This is a genomic window from Streptomyces sp. Ac-502 (assembly GCF_045222935.1).
GTDB classification, from domain to species: domain Bacteria; phylum Actinomycetota; class Actinomycetes; order Streptomycetales; family Streptomycetaceae; genus Streptomyces; species Streptomyces monomycini.
This window is the reverse complement of the sequence record NZ_JBHFFO010000001.1, coordinates 1998614-2019412: the sequence shown is the minus strand read 5'-3', so window position 1 is coordinate 2019412 and position 20799 is coordinate 1998614. Positions and strand designations below refer to the sequence as shown.

The 20799-nt window shown below is 73.2% G+C and carries 19 protein-coding genes and 2 riboswitches; of the genes, 6 read left to right on the top strand and 13 right to left on the bottom strand.

Features of this window, described 5'->3' with window-relative positions; all coding sequences use genetic code 11:
• Window positions 1-140 precede the first annotated feature (140 nt).
• Window positions 141-1595 (bottom strand): acyl-CoA synthetase, encoded by a 1455-nt coding sequence (locus ACEXOX_RS09115; protein WP_406519901.1) that lies wholly within the window; start codon window positions 1593-1595, stop codon window positions 141-143.
• Between the two features lie 168 nt (window positions 1596-1763).
• Entirely contained in the window at window positions 1764-2237 is a 474-nt protein-coding gene (locus ACEXOX_RS09110) for a pyridoxamine 5'-phosphate oxidase family protein (RefSeq protein ID WP_406519900.1), read from the bottom strand.
• 191 nt (window positions 2238-2428) lie between these two features.
• Between ACEXOX_RS09110 and ACEXOX_RS09105 the strand changes: the two genes are divergently transcribed.
• Entirely contained in the window at window positions 2429-3106 is a 678-nt protein-coding gene (locus ACEXOX_RS09105) for a cysteine hydrolase (protein ID WP_406519899.1), read from the top strand.
• Here the strand turns inward: ACEXOX_RS09105 and ACEXOX_RS09100 are convergent.
• The 3 genes from ACEXOX_RS09100 to ACEXOX_RS09090 all read right to left on the bottom strand — a co-directional run bounded on the left by ACEXOX_RS09100 (window position 3093) and on the right by ACEXOX_RS09090 (window position 5735).
• On the bottom strand, window positions 3093-3671 hold the full coding sequence (locus tag ACEXOX_RS09100) for a Rieske (2Fe-2S) protein (RefSeq protein ID WP_406519898.1): 579 nt from the start codon (window positions 3669-3671) through the stop codon (window positions 3093-3095). The genes ACEXOX_RS09105 and ACEXOX_RS09100 overlap by 14 nt on opposite strands.
• A gap of 151 nt (window positions 3672-3822) precedes the next feature.
• A complete protein-coding gene (locus tag ACEXOX_RS09095) occupies window positions 3823-4221 on the bottom strand; it encodes a prolyl oligopeptidase family serine peptidase (protein WP_406519897.1) in 399 nt (132 codons plus the stop codon).
• A gap of 563 nt (window positions 4222-4784) precedes the next feature.
• The gene (locus ACEXOX_RS09090) at window positions 4785-5735 is read right to left on the bottom strand and encodes a DPP IV N-terminal domain-containing protein (protein WP_406519896.1); all 951 of its coding nucleotides are present in this window, start codon (window positions 5733-5735) and stop codon (window positions 4785-4787) included.
• A gap of 540 nt (window positions 5736-6275) precedes the next feature.
• Here ACEXOX_RS09090 and ACEXOX_RS09085 point away from each other — a divergent pair.
• The 3 genes from ACEXOX_RS09085 (at window position 6276) to ACEXOX_RS09075 (ending at window position 8358) form a co-directional block, all read left to right on the top strand.
• Window positions 6276-6695, top strand: a complete 420-nt coding sequence (locus ACEXOX_RS09085) for a helix-turn-helix domain-containing protein (protein ID WP_406519895.1) — start codon at window positions 6276-6278, stop codon at window positions 6693-6695.
• A gap of 10 nt (window positions 6696-6705) precedes the next feature.
• Window positions 6706-7122, top strand: a complete 417-nt coding sequence (locus ACEXOX_RS09080) for a VOC family protein (RefSeq protein ID WP_406519894.1) — start codon at window positions 6706-6708, stop codon at window positions 7120-7122.
• 246 nt (window positions 7123-7368) lie between these two features.
• On the top strand, window positions 7369-8358 hold the full coding sequence (locus ACEXOX_RS09075) for a ferric reductase-like transmembrane domain-containing protein (protein WP_406519893.1): 990 nt from the start codon (window positions 7369-7371) through the stop codon (window positions 8356-8358).
• Window positions 8359-8484: 126 nt separating this feature from the next.
• Here the strand turns inward: ACEXOX_RS09075 and ACEXOX_RS09070 are convergent, their stop codons facing one another.
• The 8 genes from ACEXOX_RS09070 to ACEXOX_RS09035 all read right to left on the bottom strand — a co-directional run bounded on the left by ACEXOX_RS09070 (window position 8485) and on the right by ACEXOX_RS09035 (window position 17053).
• On the bottom strand, window positions 8485-9303 hold the full coding sequence (locus ACEXOX_RS09070; protein ID WP_406519892.1) for an ABC transporter ATP-binding protein: 819 nt from the start codon (window positions 9301-9303) through the stop codon (window positions 8485-8487).
• On the bottom strand, window positions 9300-10400 hold the full coding sequence (locus ACEXOX_RS09065; RefSeq protein WP_406519891.1) for a FecCD family ABC transporter permease: 1101 nt from the start codon (window positions 10398-10400) through the stop codon (window positions 9300-9302). Before ACEXOX_RS09065 ends, ACEXOX_RS09070 begins: the two co-directional genes overlap by 4 nt.
• Window positions 10397-11365: an ABC transporter substrate-binding protein gene (locus ACEXOX_RS09060; RefSeq protein WP_406519890.1), complete on the bottom strand. Its 969-nt coding sequence runs from the start codon at window positions 11363-11365 to the stop codon at window positions 10397-10399. The genes ACEXOX_RS09065 and ACEXOX_RS09060 overlap by 4 nt, the downstream gene beginning before the upstream one ends.
• 109 nt (window positions 11366-11474) lie before the next feature.
• A riboswitch (cobalamin riboswitch) is annotated at window positions 11475-11664 on the bottom strand.
• 89 nt (window positions 11665-11753) lie between these two features.
• Window positions 11754-12503: a class I SAM-dependent methyltransferase gene (locus ACEXOX_RS09055; RefSeq protein WP_406519889.1), complete on the bottom strand. Its 750-nt coding sequence runs from the start codon at window positions 12501-12503 to the stop codon at window positions 11754-11756.
• Complete coding sequence (locus ACEXOX_RS09050; protein WP_406519888.1) at window positions 12472-13806, bottom strand: MFS transporter; 1335 nt, start codon at window positions 13804-13806, stop codon at window positions 12472-12474. The genes ACEXOX_RS09055 and ACEXOX_RS09050 overlap by 32 nt, the downstream gene beginning before the upstream one ends.
• Window positions 13799-14896, bottom strand: a complete 1098-nt coding sequence (locus ACEXOX_RS09045; protein WP_406526271.1) for an ATP-grasp domain-containing protein — start codon at window positions 14894-14896, stop codon at window positions 13799-13801. The genes ACEXOX_RS09050 and ACEXOX_RS09045 overlap by 8 nt, the downstream gene beginning before the upstream one ends.
• A gap of 34 nt (window positions 14897-14930) precedes the next feature.
• Entirely contained in the window at window positions 14931-16160 is a 1230-nt protein-coding gene (locus ACEXOX_RS09040; protein ID WP_406519887.1) for a cysteine synthase family protein, read from the bottom strand.
• The gene (locus tag ACEXOX_RS09035) at window positions 16157-17053 is read right to left on the bottom strand and encodes a hypothetical protein (protein ID WP_406519886.1); all 897 of its coding nucleotides are present in this window, start codon (window positions 17051-17053) and stop codon (window positions 16157-16159) included. The genes ACEXOX_RS09040 and ACEXOX_RS09035 overlap by 4 nt, the downstream gene beginning before the upstream one ends.
• A gap of 218 nt (window positions 17054-17271) precedes the next feature.
• Window positions 17272-17495: riboswitch (cobalamin riboswitch) on the bottom strand.
• A gap of 811 nt (window positions 17496-18306) precedes the next feature.
• Between ACEXOX_RS09035 and ACEXOX_RS09030 the strand changes: the two genes are divergently transcribed.
• Both ACEXOX_RS09030 and ACEXOX_RS09025 read left to right on the top strand, forming a co-directional pair.
• Window positions 18307-19638, top strand: coding sequence for a cytochrome P450 (locus tag ACEXOX_RS09030; RefSeq protein WP_406519885.1), 1332 nt, complete (start codon window positions 18307-18309; stop codon window positions 19636-19638).
• 97 nt (window positions 19639-19735) lie between these two features.
• Entirely contained in the window at window positions 19736-20668 is a 933-nt protein-coding gene (locus ACEXOX_RS09025; protein WP_406519884.1) for a bacteriocin fulvocin C-related protein, read from the top strand.
• Window positions 20669-20799 lie beyond the last annotated feature (131 nt).

The window sequence follows — 20799 nt, the reverse complement described above, 5'->3', positions numbered from 1 at the left end:
TGGCGGACGCGGAGCATCCCCCTGCGGTTCCGCTGCCCGCGTCCCCGCTGCCCGCGTTCCTGCTGCTGGTGCTCCCGCTGCTGGGGCCCCCGCCGCTGCTCCCGCCACCCGGGTCGCCGGAACCGCTCCCCGGGCCCTCGCTACGCACGGAGGTCCCGTTTCAGCACCTTGCCCATGTCGTTGCGGGGCAGGGCTTCGAGGAAGTGCACCACGCGGGGGCGCTTGTGCGGTGCCAGTTGCCGGGCCACGTGGTCGGCCAGCTCGGCGTCGGAGGGCACGGCGACGCCCTCGGCCGCCGGCGCCGGCACGATCCAGGCGACGATCCGCTCGCCCAGGTCCTCGTCCGGCTCACCCGTCACAGCGGCCTCACTGACACCCGGGTGCTCCAGCAGGGCGTTCTCGATCTCGCCGGCGCCGATCTTGTAGCCGCCGCTCTTGATGAGGTCGGTGGCCTTGCGCCCCACGATGCGGTAGTTGCCCGCCGCGTCGCGGGTGGCCATGTCGCCGGTACGGAACCAGCCGCCGTCGAAGGCCGCGGCGGTGGCGTCCGGGCGGTTGAGGTACTCGACGAACAAGTTGGGACCGCGGACCTGGATCTCGCCGACCGTCTCGCCGTCACTGGCCTCGACGGCTTGGCCGGACTCGTCGACAAGCCGGACGTACACGCCGGGCAGCGGCACGCCGACGCTGCCGGGCGCGGGCTCGCCGTCGGCCCGCACACTGGTGTTCATCAGCGTCTCGGTCATGCCGTACCGCTCGATGACGCGGCAGCCGGCCGCCGCGGCGAGCCGCTCGTGGTCGGCGCGCGGCAGGGCCGCCGAGCCGGACACCAGGAGGCGGGCCCGGCCCAGGGCCTTGGCGAGCGCGGGGTTCTCGCCCGCTTCGACGGCCAGGCGGTGGTACATCGTCGGTACGCCGAACAGCATCGTGCCGTCCGCGGTCAACTCCCGGACGACGCCCTCGGTGCTGAACCGGCCCAGGTGGTGCACGCTGCCACCGCGCCGCAGCGGCCCGAGGACGCCCAGCACGAGACCGTGGACGTGGAACAGCGGCAGACCGTGCACCAGAACGTCGTCGGCGGTCCACTGCCACACCTCCGCCAGCGCGTCCAGCGTGTGCGCGAGCGCCCGGCGGGGGAGCACGACGCCCTTGGGCGGGCCCGTCGTGCCGGAGGTGTAGACGACGAGGGCGGCGGACTCGGCGCCCGGCTCGTACGGAAGGGGCGGCACCTCCTCGACGTCGGTGGCGGCGTCGACATCGAGGCGGGGGAGGGCGGCCAGCGCGCCGGGCAGCTCGGCGTCCGGCTCGGCCAGTACGAGCGTCGGTCCGCTGTCCGACACGATGTGCGCCAGCTCGCTCTCGCCGATCTTCGGATTGACGGGCACGGCGGGCACCCCGGCGAGCAGCGCGGCCACCACGGCGACCGCGGTCTCCAGGGTGGGCGTGGCCCACACGGCCACCCGGATCTCGCCGTCGAGGCGCTCGGCGAGCCGGCCCGCGACCGCGGCCAACTGGCGGTAACTGAGCGCACGCTCGCCGAAGCGCAGCGCCGGCTGCGGCGACGCGTCGCTCAGCGCCGGAAAGAGCACGTTCACCAGGTCTCCCTCGTTCTGTTCGTCGCACGTCGGTGCCGCCCCGGACCTGCTGGAACGGGCCGACCCCACCACTGTGTCAGAGACCACCGACAACGCGATCAGGCGGCGCCGCGTGGGAGCGCGACCGGCTCGCCGCCTCGGGCACGGCGGGCGTCCGGCGGGGCCCGCTCAGCCCGGCATCTTGCGGAAGTCCCAGGACACGACGGCTTCCGGGACCAGCCGCAGCCAGGCGTGCCGGCCGTCGTACGGCATCTGTTCCAGGCCGAGCCCGCCGAAGTACTTGGTGGTGAAAAGCCGCTCCGGCACGTCCAGTTCCGCGCAGGCGTCACCCGTTCGTGGTACTTCGCCGACGAAGGCCGCGCTGCCGGTCAGCTCCACCCCGCGCAGCTCCCCGTAGTCGTGCCCGTCGTCGACGACCACCGCGATCCGCGGGTTCTCGCGCAGCTGGGCCCAGCGCTTGCTGCGGGTGATCGAGTACAGCCAGAGGGCCGTGCCGTCCCAGGCGAACCAGAGGGCGCCGACGTGCGGCGTGCCGTCCGTGCCCACGGTGGCCACCCGGCACGTGCGCTGCTCCGCCAGGAAGGTGTCCCGTTCGTGCGGCGTCATCATGATGCGGCGCCCGCGCCGCTGTGTGCCGGTCATCCGTCGTCCACCTCCGCCGTACGGCCTGACTGATGGTCAGCGTCAAGTGCCAGGCATCATCCGGTCTCTTCCGTGCCGGCGCAATGGCGGCTACGCTCGCGCGGCCCGGGCGCAGCGCGGCACGGTCCGCGCTGCCACGGGGACGACACGGCTCCGGCTTGCGACGACCCACCCCAGGAAGGGACGAGACGATGGCATCGGACGCCCGCCTCTTGGCACAGACCGATCCGGCGACGACGGCCCTGCTCACCGTCGAGTGCCAGCGCGGCGTCGTCGGACCGGACGGCGCGTTGCCGGAACTGGCGGAAGCGGCGCGCGCGTCCGGGGCGCTCGGCCGGGTGGCGCGGCTGGTCGGAGCGGCGCACGACGCGGGCGTGCAGGTGCTGCACGCCGTCGCCGAGCGCCGCCCGGACGGCCGCGGCGCCAACCGCAACGCGCGCCTGTTCGCCGCCGCCGAGCGCCTGCCCGTACAGCAGATCGCCGGGACGACCGCGGTACGGGTCGCCGAGCCGGTGCCCGTCTCCGAGAGCGACCTGATCGTCCGCAGGCTGCACGGGCTGTCGCCGCTCTCCGGTACGGACGTGGACCCGCTGCTGCGCAATCTCGACTGCCGCACCCTCGTCATCGTCGGGGTGTCGGCGAACGTGGCGATCCCGAACGCCGTCTTCGACGCGGTCAACCTCGGGTACACGGCGGTGGTGCCCGCCGACGCCATCGCCAGTGTGCCGGCCGACTACACCAGGGCGATGGTCCGGCACACCCTCGCTCTCGTCGCCACGGTCACCACCACCGGCGATCTGCTCGCGTGCTGGAGCGGGGCGCGGAGCCGGACGCCAGGCCCTCGGACCGGCCCGGTCACCCCAGCTTGATCGCGTCGCCTTCCACGCTCACCTTGGCCGCGACGAGCCCCTGAGTGGCGGGCCCGTTGCGTACGCTGCCGTCGGCGATGGCGTAGGCGCTGCCGTGGCAAGGACAGTTGATCGTGCCGTCCGCGACCTCGTTCACCAGGCACCCCTGATGCCGGCACACCGCAGAGAACGCCCTGAACTCGCCCTTGGCGGGCTGGGTCACCACGACCTTGCGGTCCTTGAAGACCTTGCCGCCGCCCTCGGGGATGTCCGCGGTCCTGGCCAGCACGCCCCCGGCCGCGCCGGTGCCCGCGCTCCCCGGGTCCTTGCCGCCGGGCTCCGTGTCGCCGTTCTTCGCCCCGTCGCCCGCGTTGCCCCCGCCGCCTCCGTCGCTCTTCGACGCGTCGGGCGGCGCGGACGAGGCGCTGTCACCGTACCCGTCCGAGCCGTTCCCGCACGCCGCGAGCGCGGCGGCCAGTCCCGCCGCGCCGGCCGCCGCGACGACCGTACGGCGGGCCGTGCGCCCGTCCGTCCGCAGTCCTGGCGACCGCCCTGCCGATCGCCCGGTCGATGTCCGCTGAGTCATGGGATGCCTCCAACTGTCGGTGTCCCGGGGCCGCCGGGTGCCGTGAGCGGTGCGTGTCACGTGGCGCGTGCGTCCCCTGGGCGTTGTGGAAGTTCCATACGGGCGGGCGGGCGCGCGCGTTCAGCTTCGGTCGAGTGCCGAACGCAGGAAATCACGTTGGCGGCGCAGCAGATGCCCGTGTCCCACCAGGGAGGAACGGGCGTAGTTCTCCGGTGTTCTCCCGGGGGTGGCCGAGGTAACGTTCCTTCCAGTGGGTGTCGTACAGCCGCTGGTCCGTGGGCGCGGCGCCGGCGACCGCCGCGTGGAAGACGTCGGGGCGGTGCAGGACGGCAGCGGCGGCCAGGAAGCCGCCGAACGACCAGCCGCGGATCGCCACCCGGGACAGATCCAGGTCCGCGAAGCGCGCGGCGGCAGCGTGCAACGCGTCGGTCTGGTCCTCCAGGGCGGGGGTGAGCTGATCGCCGTGGATGGTCCTCTTCCAGGCCGGACCCCGGCCGGGGTCCCGCGGCCGTCGGCTACCAGTACGGCGAAACCCTCCTCGGCGAACCACTGCGCCTCACAGGCGAACCAGGTGCGGGCCCGTACGGCGAACTGGACGCTCGGGCCTCCGTACGGGGAGAGGAGCACCGGCAGCGAGCCCGAACCGGGCTCGTACCAGCAGGGGAGATACAGCGCACCGCGCAGCTCCCGCCGCCCCAGGAGGAGGTGTTGCGGGCGTGGGGTGACGACCGGGTCCTCGCCGAGCGAGGCGATGGTCCCGACGGTTCCGAGGACTTCGACGGACGCCGACGGCTCCGACGGCGGTGTCCCGCCCGGGGGCGCGTGCGCCGGTCACCGGCCCGGCCGGCCCGAGGCCGCGTACCTCGACAACCGGGCCCTCCGGCGTGAGCCCGCTGTCGACCACCGTGCCGCCCCCGGCGGCAGCCGTGAACAGCCCCGGCCCTTCGCTCAGCCGGGTCGGCCGGGTCGGCCGGGTCGGCCGGGGCGGCCGGGTCGAGCCGTCCGCCGGACCCCACCGCCACACATGCACCTCAGTCGGCTCCTCGCCGGCGGTGAACCACACCTGCTCGCCTTCCACGGCGACGACCTCCCGCACCTGTAATCCGGGCGGTGTCACGGTGGCGCCCCCACGCTCAGATGGCGGGTGCCGGACGTGTCCTCGGGCAGGACCAGGGCCCCTGATGCCGTACGGGCCGGGATGCCGCGCACGATCTCGGTCCAGGCGGGGTCGGTGCGTTCGTGCAGCATCCGGGTCGCACCGGTGCCGGGGTCGACCGCCAGGGTGCGCAGTGTCCGCTGGTCGCGGCTCTGTACGCCGATGAGCGGCCCGTGGCCGTCCCACCCGGCGCTGACGAGGTAGACGTACGCGGCCCGGTCCCACGCCACCTCGACGCGCCGCTCCCCGGAGGCGGCCACGGGTACGGGAGCGGCCGCCGCCCCCGAGGCGGTCACCGGCACGATGTGCAGCGACACGTCCGCGTTGGCCGTCCCCGCCGAGGGGTAGGCCACCGTGCGCGGCGGCTGATCGGGGTGTGCCGGATCGCTGATGTGGCGCCGTTCCACGCCGGACGTGTCCACCCTGGCCACCAGGATGTGGCGACTGTCCGGGGCCCACCAGTAGCCGCGCGTGCGTCCCATCGACTCGGCTGCCACGTACTCGGGCAGGCCGTAGGTGACGTCCGGGCCTTCGGGGGCCGCCAGTTGCCGGTCCTTCCCGTCCTCCAGGGCGACGACGTGCGATCCACCGGTGACATAGGCGACCAGCCGCCCGTCCGGAGAGGGCCGGGGGTCGACGACCGGCCCGGCGGTCCGTACGCGGACGGGGGCGCCTTCGCCTGTACGCACCACCCACAGTGCTCCCGAGAGCGCGCAGGCCAACACGCGCGCCGCCGCGTCGGTCGCATACGCCACGACACCGGTGGAATACTCCCGTGCCCGCTCCCGCCGCACCCGCTCCGCCTCGGGCAGTTGCCCCTCTGTGGTCTCTCTCGTCTCTCCGCTGTCCGCGGTCTCCGAGGGCGGGCCGGTTCCCGGCGCCTCCGGATCGATCCACACCCGCTGCACGCCGCCTCGTACGCCCACAGCCGCCCTACGGGGTCGCTGCCCCCGCCCGTACGGACGAAGAGCACGCGGCGGCCGTCCGCGGAGACGCCGAACTGACGCGGCACGCCGAGGGAGAAGCGCAGGGTGGGGGCGAATTGTTCGGGGAAGGCAGCGGAATCGCCTTTGCTGGTGGGGGACTTGGGGCGGCGGGCGCCTCGGGGGCGGCAGCAGCCGAACGGAAGGGGCCTTCAGCGGGAATCATGACGGGATGCTGGCACCGAGTCGTCCCGGCTTCCACTGTCCATGGCCACGTCTCTGCCCATATCCATGGGCACATGGATATGGGCACGCGGATATGGGCACGCGGATATGACGAAGCCCCGCGGACGGGGGAACCGCGGGGCTTCGTTCGACAAGTGTACATGTGTTCAGGTGTTATGTCTTTTCTGTAGGGCTTGTGGACTCCGTGTGGCTACGCCTCTGCGGGGCTGTGCCCTTCCGTGCCTGGACGGCCCGCTGCCCCCAAGCGCGCTCCGCCCTCCACCGTGGGACGATGGGCCCGTGACCTTGGAGGACCTCGTCCGGCTCCGCCGGGCCCGTGACCTGATGGACCGCGAGTACGCGAAGCCGCTCGACGTCCCCGCGCTGGCGCGTACCGCGCACATGTCCGCGGGCCACTTCTCCCGCAGCTTCCGCGCCGCCTTCGGGGAGACGCCGTACAGCTACCTCATGACGCGCCGCATCGAGCGGGCCAAGGCGCTGCTGCGGCGGGGCGACCTGTCGGTGACGGAGGTCTGTTTCGAGGTCGGCTGTACCTCGCTGGGGTCGTTCAGCTCGCGGTTCACCGAGCTGGTGGGCGAGAGCCCGAGCGCGTACCGGGCGCGCCGCCACGACGAGGGCGCCGCCATCCCCGCCTGCTACGCCAAGATCTACACGAGACCGGTCAGGAACGGAGAAGCGCCGCCCGCTCCCCGCCCGTAGCGTTGGCCGTATGGATATCAGCCTTTCGACCTGCTTCATCGCCGTCGACGACCACGACAAGGCGCTCGCCTTCTACCGGGATGTGCTCGGCCTGGAGGTGCGCAACGACGTCAGCTTCGAGGGGATGCGCTGGGTGACCGTCGGTGCGCCGTCGCAGCCCGACGTGGACATCGTCCTCGAACCGCCCCTCGCGGACCCGAACGCCTCGCCCGCCGACCGTGAGGCCATGGCGGAACTCCTGGCCAAGGGCCTGCTGCGGGCCGTCATCTTCACGACCGGCGACTGCGACGCCACCTTCGAGCGCATCCGCGCCGCGGGTGGCGAGGTGCTCCAGGAGCCGGTCGACCAGCCGTACGGCGTCCGCGACTGCGCCTTCCGCGACCCGGCCGGCAACATGCTGCGCTTCAACCAGGCCCGCAAGCGGTGAGCGCGGCGCTCGACTCCTGAGGACGGACCGGCCGCTTCCCCGTACATGCACAGGGGGAGCGGCCGGTCCGTGGACGGCAAGTCGGCGGAGGAGTCAGAACGGCAGGGGCGGCAGGGGCGGGAGAGGTGGCCGCTCGACCGGGTGACGCCTGCTCTGGCTGGATATTTCCTCAACAACGCCCGCCTCTCCAGCCACACTTGTACGGCACGTACGACGCGTTGGCGACAGCTGTCCGAAGGGCCCCGCATGCACCCCGAAACAACAGGCCGCGACAGCACGCCGCCGGCGTCGGCGCCGACGCGGGACAGCCGTACCGGTGGCCGTGTCCCGCTGCGCGCCGACCTCAAGGCGGCCCTGCCCGACGCCGGTGCCGCGGTGGTGGTCACCGTCGCCGTGTTCGTGTTCCTGTATCTGCGGATGCGGTCCGGCGCGTCCGCGACGGTCTCGGTCATGCCCTTCATGGACGACCCCCGCACCTACTGGATGTACCTGCTCAGCCAGGCGTTCGGCTGGTCGGGGCTGCTCTGGTCGTGGGGGACGGTCATGCTCGGGCTGCTGCTGTCCGGCCCCCGGCCCGGCCGGCTGCCGGTCTCCCGGACCGTGCTGGAGCGCTGGCACCGCACCACCAGTCTGACGACGATGGCGCTGATGTTCGCGCACGCGCTGATGTTCGCCGCCGAACTGGTGCGTGACGCGGGCGGGACGGCCTGGATGGCGCGCCTGTGGTCGGCGTTCGCCGACACGTTCGTGCCGGGCTGGTACGACTCGGGTACCGGCAAGCTGGCCATCCCCATCGGGCAGGGCGCCCTGTACCTCGCCGTCCCTTTGGGGCTGCTCTTCTACGTCCGGCACCGCATCGGCGCGTCCGCCTGGCGCCGGCTGCACCGCTTCGTCCTCGTCGTGTACGTGCTGAGCGTCTGGCACACCCTGCTGTACGGCACCAACGTCTGGTACGACGAGTGGCCGCGTACCGTCGTGTGGCTGCTGCAACTGCCCGTCGCGGTGCTGCTCCTGCTCCGGCTGCTGCGTCCGGCGCGGCGGGCCGAGCGCCTGGGGGCGCCCGTGCGGCAGGCGGAGGCCGCGCCGCTGCGCTGGACGGCCCGGGCCGCGGGCCGCGCCGCTGCCGCCGCGGTGATCGTCGGACTGCTGGCCGTGGTCCTCTCCGGTCACGACGGCGGGCGGCCCCGGCCGGACGAGCCGTCCGTGACCGCCCCGGCCGGCCCGGAGCCGGAGTGACCTGGCACCGCGACAGCCGGTCAGGCACCGGAGTGACCCGCGACCACCCCGGCCGCGCAGAACCTGAGTGACCCGGCGTCGCCCCGGCCACTCAGGAAGCGGAGCGACCCGTACCGCCCCAGCCGCTCAGCAACCCGAGTGCCCCGGCACCGCGACAGCCGGCCGATCGCGTTCCCCGGGCAGGAATGACACCTGCGGCGCCCCCGTACGCGGGCTGACGGCGACCTCGGCCGTCACGCCGTACACCTCGGCCAGCAGTTCCTCGGTCAGCACCTCGGCGGGCGGCCCCGACGCCGTGACCTGCCCCTCGCACAGGACGTACAGGCGGTCGCAGTAGTACGCGGCGAGGTTCAGGTCGTGCAGCGCCACCAGGACCGTGGCGGGCAGCCGGCGCAGGATGCCGAGCACCGTCAGCTGGTGCCGTACGTCCAGGTGGTTGGTCGGCTCGTCGAGGACCAGCAGGGAGGGCCGCTGGGCCAGGGCGCGGGCGATGAGCACCCGCTGGCGCTCGCCGCCGGAGAGCCGGTCGAAGGACCGGTCCGCCAGCCCGGCCGCGTCCACCGACTCCAGAGCCCACGCCACCAGGGAGGCGTCCTCGGCGCTGTCGCCGTCGAGCAGCCGCTTGTGCGGTGTACGGCCCATCGCGACGACCTCGCGCACGGCCAGGTCGAAGTCGGCGGCCGACTCCTGCACCACGGCCGCCACCGTGCGGGCCAGCCGCCGTACCGGCAGCGACCAGGCGTCCGTGCCGTCCACCCGGACCTGCCCCGCGGCGGGCCGCAGCACCCGGTAGACGGCGCGCAGCAGGCTGGACTTGCCGCTGCCGTTGGGCCCGACCAGGCCGATCACCTCACCGGGCCGGGCGGTCAGGGAGACGTCGTGCACCAGACAATGGGCCCCGGCGGTGAGCGTGAGGCCGTCGACGGTCAGTTCGGTCGCGTTCATGCCACTCCTCGGTGCACGGTGCGGCGGGCGTCCCGGCGCATCAGCCACAGGAAGAACGGCCCGCCGCACAGCGCGGTCAGCACGCCGACGGGGATCTCCATGGGCGCGGCGACGGTACGCGCCGCGATGTCGGCCCAGATCAGGAACACCGCGCCGGCCAGTGCGGCGGCGGGCAGCACCCGGCGGTGGTCACCGCCCACGAACAGCCGCACCACGTGCGGCAGCATCAGCCCCACGAAGCCGATCGGCCCGGCCGCGGCCACCAGGACGCCGGTGACGAGCGAGAGCAGGACGAACATCCGGGCCCGGAACCGGGCCACGTCCAGCCCCATCGTGGTGGCGGCCTCCTCGCCCGCCAGCAGCAGGTTCAGCGACCGGGCCTGGACCAGCAGGACCGCGATGCCCAGCAGCAGCGCCAGTCCCGGCAGCCACAGCGTGCCCCACTGGACCCCGCCGAGGCCCCCGAGGGTCCAGGCGAGGACCGCCCGGGCCTCGTTGCCCCGGTCGGAGGTCAGCAGCAGGACGTCCATCACCGCCGTGAGCACCGCCGCCATCGCCACTCCCGACAGCACCAGCCGTACCGAGGTGATGCGCCCGCCGGTACGGGCCGTCGTGTAGACGAGCAGCAGGGTCAGCAGCGCTCCGGCGAAGGCGGCGGCCGGCAGCGACAGCGGGCCGAACAGGCTCACCCCGAAGACGATCACCATGACGGCGCCCAGGGACGCACCCGAGGAGACGCCCAGCAGGTACGGTTCCGCCAACGGGTTGCGGACCAGCGCCTGCATGGCCGTACCGATCACCGCGAGCCCCGCGCCCGTCACCGCGCCGAGCGCCACCCGCGGCGCCCGTACGTCCAGCACGATGGTCTCGCGCGCCCGGGACCACCCCGGGTCCGGCAGGTCGGCGCCCAGCGCGTGGGTCACGATGCCCCACACCTCGCCGGGCGGTACGTGCACCGACCCGATCGCCATCCCCGCCGTGGCGGAGACCAGCAGCAGCACGCCGAGGACGACGAGGGTGACGGCGAAGGACCGGCGGCGCGGCGGCGCCTCGTGCCGGTGCTCGCGGACGACCGCCGTCCCGGCGGCGGCGGTCACCGGAACCGCTCGGGGTGCAGGGCGCGGGCCAGCTCCTGCACCGCGTACGGCGGCCGCACCCCCACCAGGGTCGCGGTCAGCGGCAGGACGACGAACCGTTTGTTCTTGACAGCGGGCACGTCGGCGAGAGCGGGCTGCGACAGCAGGAACTTCTTCTTCTGCTCGACGCTCCCGGCCCCCGCGTAGTCGTAGATCGCGATGACCTCGGGCTTCCGGTCGACGACCTGCTCCCAGGACGCGTCACCGAAGACCTTGTCCAGGTCGGCGAACACATTGCGGCCGCCCGCGAGCTGGATGATCTCGGTGCCGAGGCTCTTGCCGCCGGCGGTGAAGGCCGCCTTGTCGCCGCTGTCGTACACGAAGACCGGTACGGCCGGGGCGCCCTTGACCGCTCGGGCGGCCCGGTCCACCCGCCCCTTGAGGCCGGCGGCCAGCTCGTCGGCCCGTTCCCGTATGCCGAAGATGCTGCCGACGGTGCGGACCTCGTCGTACGCGTCCTGCATGGACACCTGCTTCTTCCCGCAGTACTCGCGGTTGAGGTAGGTGTTGATCCCGGCATCGGCGAACGCCTTGCGCGAGCGGCCCTCGTTCTCGGCGAAGGCGCTGGCGTACCCGCCGTAGACGAGGTCCGGATCGGCTTCCAGAACGGTCTCGAAGGACGGTTCCTTCTTCGCCAGCTGCGGCAGCGCCTTGTAGTCCGCGCGCAGCTCCGGCAGGACGGCCGAGTCGGGGAAGGCGGTGCCGATCATGCGGTCCTTGAGCCCCAGCGCCAGCATCAGTTCGGCGGGGTGCTGGTGGATGGTGAGGACCCGGGAGGGCGGCTTCCGGTAGGTGGTACGGATGCCGCAGTTGTCGATGGTGACCGGGAAACCTTTCGCCGCGGTGGCCGCGGGCCCCGCGTCGTCCGCGGTGCCCCGCGATGTGCCGCAGCCGCCCAGCAGGACGGCGGACAGGGCGAGGGCCACCGCCGGTGCCGTGGCGCGCCGCAACCGGCGCCGCCGGGCGGTGGGGGAGAAAGAGGGGGACGGGTCGTGCCGTCGTACACGTAAAGCCTCCTGCGGAGTCCGCGCTCCTCGGAACGGGCCCGCGACAGGCCAGTGTCCTGACTCCCGGATCGACGCTCCCCCGGCCTTCCCGCGCCGCGCGCGGTGGCCCGATCTGCCTGATGAAGGGTCACTCCCCGGTCACAGTGGCGGGACCGCGCCGGACTCGCACCGGCTTCCTGTCTCCCGTCGCGGTGATGACCAGGTGATATTACGGTCGGTCGGACCGGGGGCAAAGGGCGCGCGTACGGTTCCGCGCGCCGCCTACGATGTGCGGGCGCCGGGCCCGCCGTGCGGCCCGGCGCCCCGGTCACGCCGCGCGGACCGCCCGCAGCACCAGCCGCTCGGCGTCCTGGTCGTACGGGCGGCCGTCGAAGCCGCCGAAGATCTCGACCTCCTGGAAGCCGGCCTCCCCGGCCATCCGCCGCAACTCCACGGCGCTGTAGACGAACCAGACCAGGCTGGTACGCGTCACCCGGTCGCCCCGTACGAGCACCCAGTCGCTGCGCAGCCGCGCCCAGTCGTCCAGCACCGTGTCGGTCTGCACCAGCAGGTCGGCACCGCGCTGCACCACCTTCGGCGGTGTGACCTTACGGGCCAGCAGTTCCTTTCCGGCCATGTCCAGAAGCAGGGTCCCGCCGGGCGCCAGGCAGTCGTGCATCGTGCGCAGCACACGGGCGTTGTCGGCGGGGTCCTCGAAATAGCCGAACGACGTGAACAGGTTGAGGGCGACGTCGAAGGCCCCGGGCTCGACGAACTCCCGCATGTCGGCCTGGACGTACCGGGCGGTGACCCCGGCGTCGGCGGCCCGCTTCCGGGCGCGGTCCAGCATCACCGGGCTGCGGTCGACACCCGTCACGCCGAAGCCCCGGCGGGCGAGCGGAACGGTGAACACCCCCGGACCGCAGCACAGGTCCAGCACCCGGGCCCCGGCCGGGAAGGACAGCAGGGGAGAGGTGTCGAGCAGCTCCTCGGCCTGGGCGTAGCGCCCGTCGGAGAAGAGGAAGTCGTAGAACTCGGTCCAGAAATCATCGTCCTGGAATCCGCCCGTGTGCGTCATCGGGTACCGGTTTTCCTTCCGTGAGGTCCGTGGGGTCTATGGGGTCGGTGAGAGGGGTGACGGGGGTGAGGTCATCGGCGGTGACGGGAGCGGCCGGAGCCGTACCGCGCCCGCGCCCGCGCCGCAGGGTCAGCAGGAGCGGCGGCAGCAGGACGCACTGGGCCGCGGCGAACAGCCAGAACCAGCCCGCGTGCCCGGCGCGTTCGCCGAAGCCGTAGAGCTGCCCGCCCAGCACACCGCTGGCACAGGCGCCCAGCCCCGCGGCGAGCCGCTGCTGTCCGAAGACCACGGCGTCCGAGCGCGGACTGCGGCGCAGGGCCTCCAGGTCGTTCTTGAGGAAGAGCACGATGTCGCCGAGCGTGATCAGGACACCGCCCGCCAGCAGGGCGGTCCGCGTCCCGGCCGCCAGGACCGCCATCCCGGCGGCCAGTCCCGTGAACCCGATCGCCAGGGCGAGGGGGTAGCTCATCCGCCGGATGGCGCCCGACGCGAGCGGCTGGACGACGATGACCAGCACGAAGCAGGTCAGCAGCACCAGGCTGTAGAACTCGCTGGACGCCCGCTCCACGGCGTACACGGCGAGGTAGTGCTGGAAGTGGAAGTAGAGGTAGAACGCCAGGCCGTTGGCGACGAAGGGGAGGACGGCGATGCCGGTGAGCAGGCCCTGGCCCGCCACCGGCGCGCTGCCGGGCCGGTCCTTCTCCGGACCCACCGCCGGCAGGCGCGCATGCCCCACGGCGACCACGGCGAACAGCGCCGTCACGACGAGGAACAGCGGGCCGGGGGACGACAGCACGAACGGCCCCGCGACGAGCGGGCCCACGGCCATCCCCGCGTTGAGCGCCGCGTTGCCCGCGGACAGGAACGCGGGCCGGCGCTCCTCCGCCACCCCGTGTACCAGGTACGCCTTGTTGGCCGGCAGGTACAGCGCGGCGCCGCAGCAGGTCAGGATCAGCGCGGCCACCGCCACCGGCGGCCACCGCAGTGCCGCCAGGAACGCCGCGAACCCCGCCGTACGCACCACCAGCGCCCAGAGCATCGTGCGCCGCAGCCCCACCCGGTCGGCGAGCGCACCGCCGAGGACTCCTCCCGAGAACTGCACGAGGGACGCGACGGCCAGCACCACGCCGACCGCCCCCAGCCCCATCCCCAGCCGCTCGTGCAGGAAGACCGACATGAACGGCAGGACCATGAAACTGCCGAGCGGAATCAGGAAGGAACTGAGCAGCAGGAAGCGCAGCGGCCCGGTGAGGGTGGACAGCGCGGTGCGCAACCCCGGGCCGCCGCCGACGTGTTCAGCCACCGGAGCCCTGGCCTGCCCGGCTCACCGTCGCCCCAGCCGCCGTACCGGCCGCGTCCGCCGATCCCGTCGCATCCCCCGATCCTGCCGCGCCCCGCGGTCCCGTCGCGTCCGCTGCCCGGAACGGCTCCGTCCGCACCCGTACGGCGTTGGCCGCCGCGACGGCGCAGTGGGTGGCCAGTTCGGCCGTCTCCGCCTCCGCGTAGACGATGCCCGCGTAACCGCGGCTGTCGCCCAAGTGCTCGACGGGGTCGCCGATCCGCTTGACCGGGTACCAGGCGGGGGAGCCCGGCATGTCCGGCAGCCGGTCGAGTCCGTCGACGCCGGTGAACACCCCCGGTTCCTCGGGGTATCCGAGGACGAAGGCCGAGGCGGGGCCGCCGGGCAGCTCCGCGTCCATGAGTCCGGGGCGGCTGCCGAGAGCCGCTTCCACCATCGCCTCGTACACATTGACGCCGAGGGCGCGGCACAGCCCTTCACCGACGAGCGCGCCGCCGATCCGAGGGTTGATCTCCACCACTTCCGGGCCGGCGGTGGTCAGGGCGAACTCCACGTGGGCGAACCGGTCGGTGTAGCCGACGGCGGCCAGCACCCGGTCCAGCCACCGCTCCAGAGCGTCCCGGCGCGGCTGCGGGAAGGCCACGGGGAACGCGGTGATCTCCTCCCGGAAGTGCGGCTCGGGCGACATCAGCCGGCTGGAGACGCCGAGCAGCCGGGTCCGCCCCGCCCAGGTGAGGGTCTCCGCGCTGTACACGGGTCCGGAGAAGTACGGTTCGGCGAACAGGCGGCCTTTGAGCTGCCGCCCGGCGGCCTCGGCCAGCGCCGCGTCCAGCTCCCGCTCGTCCCGTACGAGCCAGACGTTCTGGCTTCCGGTGCCCGCGGTGTCCTTCAGGATCGCGGGCAGGCCCACCGTCTTCACCAGCAGCGCGGCCGTCGCCGGGTCGCCGCTGTCCGCCTCGGCGGCGCGGGCCCGGGTCAGCCCGGCCTCGAACAGCCGGTCGCGTACGGCGGCCTTGTCCCGGGTCAGCCGCAGCACCGCCGGGGCGAGGCCGGGCAGCCCGAAGCGGGCGGTGAGTTCGGCGCCGACCAGCATCCAGGTGTCGGTCGAGCTGATCAGCCCCCGCAGGTCAGGGGTACGGCCGAGCTGCTCCGCCACCAGTTCCGTGTCGAAGGTCTCGGTCTCCACCACGTCGACGGCGCCCGCGGGCAGCCGCTCCAACTCGTGCGCGTAGTAGGCGGGATCGCGGGTCAGCAGCCGCAGCGGCTCGCCCAGCCGGGCGGCGGCGCGCGTCAGGTGGCCCAGCCCGAAGGTGAGCGATTCCAGGCAGACCACGGTCATGCGCGGGCCTCCTTCCGGGGGACGGCCAGGGGGCGCGGTTCCACGCCGTCGTCGACCAGGGCATGGTCATCTCCTCGGGGCTGCCGACCTCCGTCGGCTTCAGTGCGGCCAGGTCCGCGGCCTCCCGGTGGCGGGCGTACACCCGTTCCACGTAGCGGTGGCCGGTGTCGGCACCGATCACCAGGTGGAGCCGGTCGGGGTGGCGGCGGGACTCGTAGGTGGCGGTCAGGTACGCGGCGCCGGTGGACAGCCCGGCGAAGACGGCGTGCTCGCGCAGCAGGGCGACGGCGCCGGACATGGCGTGGGTGAAGTCCATCCAGTGGACCGCGTCGTACAGGTGGTGGCGGACGTTGTCGAAGGGGATCGAGGAGCCGATGCCGGCGATGATGGCTTCCGGGTCGTGATGGTCCTGGCTCCCGAAGGTGACGCTGCCGAACGGCTGCACTCCGACCAGCCGGACGCCGGGATCACGGCGGCGCAGATGCCTCACGAGGCCGCCGGTCGAGGCGCCCGACCCGACGCCGCCGACGACGGTCAGGCTGTGGTCCGGCAGGGCCGTGGTCACCAGGTCCGCGACCTCCTGGTAGCCCAGGTAGTGGATGGCGTCGTGGTACTGGCGCATCCAGTGCACGTCGGGCCGTTCGGCGAGGATCTCCCGTACCCGCCGTACCCGCATCTCCTGGTCGAGCTTGAGGTTCTGCGACGGTCTGACCTGCTCGACCGTCGCGCCGAGTATCTCCAGTTGGGCGAGGGTGGTGGCGTCCACGGTGGTCGAGCCCACGATGTGGCAGCGCAGTCCGTAGCGGTGGCAGGCCAGCGCCAGGGCGTAGGCGTAGATGCCGCTGGAGCTGTCGATCAGGGTCTGTCCGGTTCGGATGGTGCCCTGGTCGAGCAGGTGGCGGACGGCCGCCAGCGCGGAGTAGATCTTCATCGACTCGAACCGCAGCAGCACCATGCCGTCCGTGAGCCGGACGAGGTCCGGGATCTTGAGGGCGTCGGCTATGTGGGGATGTGTCACGCGTAGCCTCCTTGGGCGAAAGAGCACTGGTGACCGAGCGAACGGAAGAAGGCGGACAGCTCGCCCTTCAGGGACGGCGCCGGCCGGCAGCTGAAGAGGTAACCCACCAGCGATCCGGTGTGGGCGACGAAGACGCCGTCCGCGCCGAACTCCTCGCGGTGGGCCAGCACGGTTTCGAAGGTGTCCTTGGGCAGCACCTCCTGGGAGAGCACACTGCTGAAGGTCGCGGCCCGGGCCACGGCCGCCGGGTCGCCCGAGGCGAAGCCCTTCAGGAGGTCGGTCAGACACCGCTCGTACTCCGTGGCACAGCGCCGGTAGTGCCGCCGCAGCACCGGCGTGACCGCGGCGGTGTCCACCGTGCCCGGCTCCATGACGAAGGCGGTGTGGAAACCGACGCCGGTGCCCAGCCGCCGTACGACCCGGTGCCGTCCGCTCAGATAGAGCGCGAACTCGTCGAGGAACACGCTGTCGGCCCGCTCTATCGCCGCCAGGACGCGAAGGACGGCCCCGGTGTCGTACGGCAGCGAGAAGATCCGGAACAGGCAGCGCACGGTCGCCACGATGTCCGCCGTCGAACTGGCCATGCCCACTCCGACGTGCAGGTCCGAGTGGGTGCTCCAGCGGCCCGGCGGCAGCGTCAGGCCGAAGTGCTCCAGGAAGAGCCGCGCGGCCGTCGCCGCCTTCGCGCCGAGGGGCGGTTCGCCGGGCGGTGCGTCGCCGGAGCCGGCGCCCGGCGCGAAGTACACCCAGGAGTGGCGGTCCACGGGGAACGAGACGATGGCGATGTCCGCGTCGCCGCCGGGACGCAGCGGGCCCTGGAACAGCTCGCCCAGCGTGCCCTGGCAGACGCCGGAGACCCAACGCGCCGGGTCGCCGCCGGGGGTGGTCAGCATCGCGCACCGTACAACGGCCGTGCCGGACCGGGCCGTCGGCCGCCCCGGAGACTTTCCCTACGGTATTCCTCGGTCACGAACACGCCCTCTCTCGCCGCACCCGGTCCGAGGATTTCGACCGGTGAGTGAGAGGGCGGCCGCGCCGGTACGCGCGTGGCTCCGCCTGCACCGCCGACCCAGCCCTCGAGGTCACCGTGGACAACGCGTACGTCCGTCCTCGCTCGCACGCGCGCAGTGGCAGGTATCCGGACTCATGGGCACGTCGGCCGGGCCTTCCGGCAACAGCTACCGGCCACCGTTTCCCGCACCCTTCGTCCGGGTCCGGTGCTGTATCGGTGGCTTTCGCTCCCACTCACCGCTGCGGGACAGTCCCGGACTTCCACCGGGTTCCTCTTACGACGCCCCACGGAGAGTGGCGCGAACCGACTGCGCACATCAGCGTAGAGGCGTTCCCGCCACCGCAACAGGGAGGCCCGGGTGGTTGTCCGGATTGGTGCCGCTGACAGGCGCGGGCGGTGTGCAGTACGGGGCCGCGGCCCGCGGGAGCCTGTCACCAGGGATCCTGCCGTGCAGCACACCGCCCGTGCCCCGGTTCGAACATGCCGGACGGGGCGGGCTCGTCACGGCCCTGCGACAGATCCACTCGCCAGGCCCGGTGGCCGGTTTGAGCCTCCGCGCCGTCGGCCGGAGGTGCCGCTGGGAGCCCTGGGGCCGATGTGGCCCGCCAACGGGCTCCTTCCCCTCACCGCCAGCCGGCTCGTCCGGCACCCAGGAGGAACGAGTACACACGAGCAGGAGCGCGGAGCCCTCGGACGTCCGGAAGTCGCTGAGCAGCAAGCGGCGGCTCGCCTTCGGACTGTGCGGCGGCGTGGCCGCCCTCGCGGTGACGGCGACAGCGGTGGCCGCCACCGGCGGGGCCGGCACGGAACGGCACACCTCGCCGCAGCCCGGGAAGGCCGCGCAGGCCCTGAAGGTGATGAGCCTGAACACATGGAGGCGAGCTGGAAGACCCAGACCGAGGCCATGGCGAAGTGGACCGGCTCCTCACCGGCCATCGTGGCGGGGGACATCAACAACGTTCGGCGGCGGCCCGGACCGGCCCTCCGACCACCTGACCGTCGTGACCACCTTCCGCCTCTGATCGGCCACCGGCGCCTCCCCGCCGCCCCGAACGGACGATGATGGAGGCTCACTCCCGCCGTGCGGGCCACTCCGCGCGGCGGGGCCGGGCTGTCAGTCAGGAGGCGTTGGCCATGCGGATCCCTGGACCCGAGCCCCGGCCGGACGGCGGGGTGGGGGCGGTCGCCGCGGCGGGCGGGCTGCACACCTATCAGCTGCGGCTGCACGCCGAGTACGGGCCCGTCGTACGGTTCCAGCTGCCGGGCGCCGAGACGGCCGTGTCGGTCGCCGACCCCGTACTGCTGGAAGCCACGGCCCACATCGACAAACGTCCGGAGCGGCTGTTCGAGTTCCTGGCTCCGCTGTGCGAGGCGGGGAACTTGCAGGTGCTGCCGGCCGAGGAGCACATCCCCTGGCGCCGCGTGCTGCTGTCGGTGCTGGCCGGACGCCCCTCCCACGAGCGGCACTTCGCACGGTTCACCGCACTCGCGGCCGGACTCGCGGACCACTGGGGCGAGCGGGCAGGCCACGGGCCCGTCGCCTTGCAGAAGGACCTCACCGCGCTGTCGCTGCGGATGATCTGCGCTTACGCGCTGGAAGGCGAGGCCGCGGACCCGGACGGCGTCGTCGCCGCCTTCGAGGAGGTGCTCACCGAGTACCTGGGACGGCTCTACCAGGTGCCGGTACCGGGCACGGAAGAGGAACGTGCCGAGCGGGCGGCCCGGGCCCTCGCCTACCTGCGCGCCACAGTGGACCGGGTCGTCGCGGCGCACCGCTCCGGAGGCCGCGCGGACCGCAGCGATCTCATCGGGGCGCTCGTCGAGGCCGGTGAGCGGCCCGCGCGCATCCGCGACACCGTCATGGTGACGCTGCTCGCCGCCCACCACACCACCGGGGTCGCGGTCTCCTGGACCCTGCACCTCCTGGGCCGCCACCCCGAGGCGGCCGAACGGGTCGCCGCCGAACTGGACCGCGTACTCGGTGACCGCGCGGTGCCCGAGTACGCCGACCTGCGGCACCTCACCTACCTGGACATGGTTCTGAAGGAAGCGATGCGGCTCTACCCGCCCGGCCCGTACGGCGCGCGGGAGACGACCGAGCCGCTCGTCCTGGGCGCCTACGAACTCCCGGCGGGGACCACGGTCTTCTACCCGTTCTGGGCCGTGCACATGAACCCCGACCACTGGCCCGAGCCCGAGAAGTTCGTCCCCGAACGGTTCACCCCGCAGGAGGTGGCCGGGCGGCCGAGGCTGGCCTACGTCCCGTTCGGCATCGGACCGCGCAGTTGCGAGGGCGCCGGTCTCGCCATGGTCGAGGCCGAACTGGTCCTGGCCGTCCTGCTCAAACGCTTCCGCTTCCGGCCCGAGCCCGGGCACCGGGTGACACCGGTCGAACGCTTCGTGCTGTGGGCGCGTGACGACATCCGGATGCTCCTGACACCGCGGGACACCGCGCCGCATGCCTGAACCCGATACCTGAATCCTGCGCGTGCTGCCGGGGCTGGTGTGCGGGGAAGCCGGGTATGCATCGGGCGGCAGTGCCGGTGCGAGCAGGGGAGTGGCCATGACGGAGTGGTTATTGGCGTTCGACGCGGGCTGTGGCACGTGCAGCGAGGTGGCCGGGGAGATCGGCGGCCTGGTGGACGACCGGCTGACGATGGTGGGGCTCGGGGACGCACCCGTACGCGCCCTGCGGCGCCAGGCGCTGGGCGACGACCCGCCGTTCGTCCCCACGCTGCTGGCCGTGGAGGGTGACCGGGTACGGGCGTGGACGGGCCCGGCGCTGTCGGTACGGCTGTGCCGCCTGCTGGGGCCGGTCGGCTCCCTGCGGGTGGTGCGGGCCCTGAACCGGACCGACGTGCTCGTGCACGGCGACCGGCGCAGGCTGCTCAAGGCCGTGCCGGGCCTGGCGCTGGGCGCGTTCCTCGTCTCCGGCGGTCTCGCCGCCCCGGCCATGGCCTCGCCCGGGCGCCGGATGACGGCTGCCGGCGCCGAGGAATGGGCCGCCGGGCTCGAACGGCTCCCCACCGGCTACCGCGAAGTGACCGCGCTGCCGATGCCGCAGCGCAGGGCCGTGTACGCCCGTATCCCGGACCGCGCGAAGGCCGGCCTGTGGCTGGAGCACGTACAGCGGTACCGGGCGGCACACCCCGAGCTGTCCGGGCCGCGGACGGCGATGCTGGAGAAGGTTGCCGCGGCGGTCCCGGCCCTCTTCGCCGGGACCGGCACCTGGTCGGCGGCGGACGCCGAACGGCTGCGGGAAGAGTCGGTGGCGGTCCTGGGCCCCGACGTGTCGTTCGCCGCGCTCGGGGTGCTCGGCCCGGCCGAGTCGTCCGCCCCCGCCGCCTCCGAGGGCTCCCGCCTGCTGATGAACTGCGACTGCCACAAGGGGGCCAGCGGTTGCAGCTCCTGCGGCAACTCCGTGCCCTGCACCCCGCAGGCATCGGGCTGCGGGTGGCTGTGGCAGCAGAACTGCGACGGAGTGTGCGGGGGCTGAGGAAGCGCCGTACGGGCAGCCGTCCGCGCCCGTGAGGTGGCCTCCGGAAGCGGGCGCGGACGCGCGAACGTAGGGTGGGCGCGACAGGCGGCTCCTGGCCGGCCTGCCCCGCGCGTGCAGGCGCCCCGCGT